The following is a 4,637-nucleotide window of genomic DNA, read 5'->3' on the forward strand; positions in this document are numbered from 1 at the left end:
CAGATGGGCCAGACGGGCCGCGGCGAAGACAGCGAAATCACTGCCTATTTGGGTGAGACGCTCGACAGCAACTTGCAGGGTAATATCATTGACCTGTGCCCTGTGGGCGCGCTTGTAAGCAAGCCGTATGCCTTTACGGCGCGGCCTTGGGAGCTTACCAAGACCGAGACCATTGATGTGATGGATGCGCTTGGTTCCTCTATTCGTGTGGAGACGAAGGGCCGCGAAGTGATGCGGATTGTTCCGCGCAACCATGATGGTGTGAATGAAGAATGGATTTCTGACAAAACCCGTTTTGTATGGGACGGTCTGCGCCGCCAGCGTTTGGATACGCCCTATATTCGCGAAAACGGCAAGCTGCGTCCCGCGAGCTGGGGCGAGGCCTTGGGCCTTGCGGGCGAAAAAATCAAAGGCGCCAGTAAAGTAGCGGGCCTTGTTGGAGATCTTGCGTCTGTGGAAGCCGCCTTTGCGCTGAAGCAGCTTGTTGAAGGGCAGGGTGGAAACGTCGAATGCCGCACGGACGGTGCAAAGCTGCCTGCTGGCAACCGGTCGGGATATGTTGGCACGGCCAGCATTGAAGACATCGATACCGCGCAGATGATTCAACTGATTGGAACCAACCCTCGCGAGGAAGCGCCTGTGCTCAACGCGCGTATTCGCCGTGCTTGGGCGCGTGGTGCCGATGTGGGGCTTATAGGCCAAGCCGTTGATCTTACTTATGAGTACGCACATATGGGCGATGATCGCGCAGCACTTGAAAAGGCGCTCGGCGGCAAGTTCAAAGAGGTCCTTGAGGTCGAGAGTCTTGTGATTGTTGGCCAAGGCGCCATCCGTGAAGCAGATGGCGCGGCGGTTTTGGCCGCTGCGATGCAGCTTGCCGAGGCAAAAGGATCAAAACTTCTCGTGCTGCACACGGCGGCGAGCCGTGTGGGTGCAATGGATATCAACGCCGTCACGGAAGGCGGCCTTGCGGCGGCCACCGAGGGCGCGGATGTGATCTACAACCTTGGTTGTGATGAGGTTGATATTCAGGCAGGGGCCTTTGTGATATACCAGGGTAGCCATGGCGACCGCGGCGCACATCTGGCTGACGTCATTTTGCCTGGGGCGGCCTACACGGAAGAGCAGGGCTTGTTTGTGAATACGGAAGGCCGGCCGCAGCTTGCTTTGCGCGCAGGCTTTGCGCCCGGTGAGGCTAAGGAAAACTGGGCGATCTTGCGCGCGCTTTCGGCTGAAGCGGGTGCGACACAACCGTGGGATAGTCTTGTACAGTTGCGTCAGGCGCTTGTTTCAGAAGTTCCGCACCTTGCACAGATTGATGAGGTTCTTGAGAATAACTGGACAGCGGAGCCAGCGGGTAAGCTCGGCAATGCGAGCTTCAAGAATGCGATCTCAGATTTCTATTTGACCAACCCGATTGCGCGCGCCTCCGAGCTTATGGCTGAATTGAGTGCAGGTGTTAAGGCGCGCGGCGTGCAGAAAGTGGCGGCCGAGTGACGAAGTTTTCACGCATAACTCTGGGTGCGGCCTTTTTGGCCGTGCTGCGCCCGCGGATGCGATGCGTGTATTGGGATACAAGGGCATTGAGACCCGTCTTCTGGATGGGGATTTGGTGCAATTTGTGGTGACGATGGATGGTGAGGCTATGCCTGACGATGTGCGCCGCTACACAGAATGTGCGGCTGCGCAGTACTCGCTGATCCGAGGATACGGATTTGCGCGCCATCTGCGCACAAATGTTGAGATTAAGGGTGGCCAGTGGCGCGGAGATGCGGTTTACACCATCTCGGCGGCGCTGCCACGTGGTTTGAAAACGATTGACGCGGAAGTCATTGTTCATAACTGCATTGAAGACAAGATACCGATGGTGTGAGGGGCTGATGGCTGAATTCTTTACGAACACGAATCTGGGGATTTTCCTGCTTATTGTGGGGCAATGCCTGCTGATTATCGTGCCGCTTCTCGTCGCGCTGGCGTTTTTGCTGTATTTTGACCGCAAGGTCTGGGCTGCTGTGCAGATGCGCCGCGGTCCGAACGTGGTTGGCGTATTTGGTTTACTCCAGAGCTTCGCGGATTTCATTAAATATGCGGTGAAAGAGATTATTGTGCCAGCAGGCGCTGATAAATTTGTCTTTTTCCTCGCGCCCCTTGTGAGCTTTGTGCTGGCGATGGCGGCTTGGGCTGTGATTCCGTTCAACGACGGGTGGGTCCTGGCCAATATCAACGTCGCTGTGCTCTACATCTTCGCCTTCTCTTCGCTGGAAGTTTATGGCGTGATTATGGGCGGCTGGGCGTCAAACTCTAAGTATCCCTTCCTCGGCTCTTTGCGCTCTGCGGCGCAGATGATTTCTTACGAAGTGTCACTTGGCCTTATCATTATTGGTATCATCATCTCGGCGGGCTCACTGAACCTGAGCGACATTGTGAATGCGCAAGCAGGGGAGTACGGTATCTTTAGCTGGTTCTGGATCCCTCACTTCCCGATGCTGTTTCTCTTCTTGATTTCGGCGATGGCCGAGACAAACCGCCCACCCTTTGACCTTCCCGAAGCGGAATCAGAGCTGGTTGCTGGGTATCAGGTTGAGTACTCCTCGACACCGTTCCTGCTCTTTATGATCGGTGAGTATGTGGCGATTGTTCTGATGTGTGCGCTTGTCTCGCTGTTCTTCTTCGGCGGTTGGCTGTCACCGATCCCAGGCTTGCCCGATGGTATCATGTGGATGTTTGGGAAAATGTTCCTGGTTTTCTTCATCTTTGCGATGGTGAAGGCGATTACACCGCGCTACCGCTATGACCAACTGATGCGCATTGGTTGGAAAGTGTTCCTGCCGATGTCTCTCTTCTGGGTTGTTTTTGTGGCCTTTGCGGCAAAATTTGACTGGTTCTGGGGCACGTTCGCGCGCTGGAGCGTAGGAGGATAATATGGCGAATATCGACTATAAACGCGCGGTTGGTTACTTTTTCCTGTCTGACTTTATGACGGGTATGAAGCTTGGCCTGAAGTATTTCTTCGCACCCAAAGCGACACTCAACTACCCGCACGAGAAGGGGCCTCTTTCGCCTCGTTTCCGCGGCGAACACGCGCTGCGCCGCTATCCAAACGGCGAAGAACGCTGCATTGCCTGCAAGCTCTGTGAAGCGATTTGCCCGGCTCAAGCGATTACAATTGATGCGGAGCCGCGCGATGATGGTTCGCGCCGCACCACGCGCTACGATATTGATATGACCAAGTGTATTTACTGTGGTTTCTGCCAAGAGGCATGCCCTGTGGATGCGATTGTTGAAGGGCCAAACTTTGAGTTTGCCACCGAGACCCGCGAAGAGCTTTTCTACGACAAGACCAAGCTTCTTGATAACGGTGATCGTTGGGAGGCTGAGATTGCCCGTAACCTAGAGCTGGATGCACCCTACCGATGACCAAAACACCCTTCGAAATGATGATGGACCAAGCGAACGAAATGGCGAAAGCCATGGCGCCTGCGCTTGAGACGTTTTCGCCCAAAGGGTTTGAGGCAATGTGGCCAACCATGTCTAAAGAGATGATGGAGGCTACATTCGGCAAAGGGCTGAACGAAAACGGGCTTGATGCCAAGACACGTCTTCTTCTCACGCTTGCAGGGCTGACCATGCAAGGTGCGCAGGGTGAGGCCCAGATCAGACTGACGGTGCGCCACCTCAATGAGGCGGGAGCAACCGACGAAGAAATAGCCGAAACCATTGCCATGATGGCAATGTTTGCGGGACTTCCTGCCATGACGCGGGCGATGGAAATTGCCAAAGACGTGATGGACAAACACGAGGACGACGAAACATGACCGTAGTGACCTTTGCTTTCTACCTCTTCGCGATAGGCGTGCTCGCGGGCGGGCTTTTCACTGTGTTGAGCCGCAACCCTGTGCACTCTGTGCTCTGGCTTATCCTTGCGTTCATGAGCGCTGCGGGTCTGTTCGTTTTGCTTGGGGCCGAATTTATCGCGATGTTGCTGATGATTGTTTATGTCGGGGCGGTTGCGGTTCTGTTCCTCTTCGTTGTGATGATGCTTGATGTTGACTTTGCCGAGCTAAAGGCTGGCATGGCGCAGTATATGCCGATTGCTCTGGCAATCGGGATTGTGCTTCTGATGTCGCTTGGTCTTGCGTATGGCGATTGGCAGATGGCTGAGGGGGCCGAGGCGGCCCGTGTGGCTGTGACACCTGAAGGGACGCAAAACACAGCGGCACTTGGGCTCCTGCTTTATGACCAATATTTCCTCATCTTCCAGCTTGCAGGTCTGATCCTGCTGGTGGCAATGATCGGGGCGATTGTATTGACATTGCGCCATCGTGACGGCGTGAAGCGCCAGAACGTTCTGGAGCAAATGTGGCGTGATCCAAAAGACGCGATGGAACTGAAAGACGTAAAACCGGGGCAGGGGCTTTAAGCCTTTCGCTTTGAGAACAATAAAGAACCGAGGGACGACATGATCGGACTTGAACATTATCTGACGGTGGCAGCAGTGCTGTTTGTCATCGGCATTTTCGGGCTTTTCCTGAACAGGAAGAACATCATCATTTTGTTGATGTCGATCGAGCTCATCCTTCTATCGGTGAATATCAACTTCGTCGCCTTTTCGTCCTACATGGGTGATATGGCGGGGC

Annotated in this window: 7 protein-coding genes; all 7 read left to right on the forward strand. The window is 54.6% G+C overall.

The features are described from left to right. The coding region (locus tag P8O11_RS09805) for a molybdopterin-dependent oxidoreductase (RefSeq protein ID WP_300293922.1) at positions 1-1,497 on the forward strand (1,497 nt) is incomplete at its 5' end. 61 nt (positions 1,498-1,558) lie between these two features. After that, complete coding sequence (locus tag P8O11_RS09810) at positions 1,559-1,873, forward strand: hypothetical protein (RefSeq protein ID WP_245724382.1); 315 nt, start codon at positions 1,559-1,561, stop codon at positions 1,871-1,873. A gap of 7 nt (positions 1,874-1,880) precedes the next feature. After that, positions 1,881-2,921 (forward strand): NADH-quinone oxidoreductase subunit NuoH, encoded by a 1,041-nt coding sequence (gene nuoH / locus P8O11_RS09815; protein ID WP_300293923.1) that lies wholly within the window; start codon positions 1,881-1,883, stop codon positions 2,919-2,921. 1 nt (position 2,922) lies between these two features. Further along, entirely contained in the window at positions 2,923-3,417 is a 495-nt protein-coding gene (gene nuoI / locus P8O11_RS09820) for an NADH-quinone oxidoreductase subunit NuoI (protein ID WP_300293924.1), read from the forward strand. Then, complete coding sequence (locus P8O11_RS09825) at positions 3,414-3,815, forward strand: carboxymuconolactone decarboxylase family protein (protein ID WP_089888346.1); 402 nt, start codon at positions 3,414-3,416, stop codon at positions 3,813-3,815. Before nuoI ends, P8O11_RS09825 begins: the two co-directional genes overlap by 4 nt. Next, positions 3,812-4,420 (forward strand): NADH-quinone oxidoreductase subunit J, encoded by a 609-nt coding sequence (locus P8O11_RS09830; protein WP_089888348.1) that lies wholly within the window; start codon positions 3,812-3,814, stop codon positions 4,418-4,420. Before P8O11_RS09825 ends, P8O11_RS09830 begins: the two co-directional genes overlap by 4 nt. 39 nt (positions 4,421-4,459) lie before the next feature. Continuing rightward, on the forward strand, positions 4,460-4,637 hold a 178-nt coding region (gene nuoK / locus P8O11_RS09835), incomplete at its 3' end, for an NADH-quinone oxidoreductase subunit NuoK (RefSeq protein WP_300293926.1).

The organism is Lentibacter sp., assembly GCF_029254145.1.
GTDB lineage: Bacteria > Pseudomonadota > Alphaproteobacteria > Rhodobacterales > Rhodobacteraceae > Lentibacter.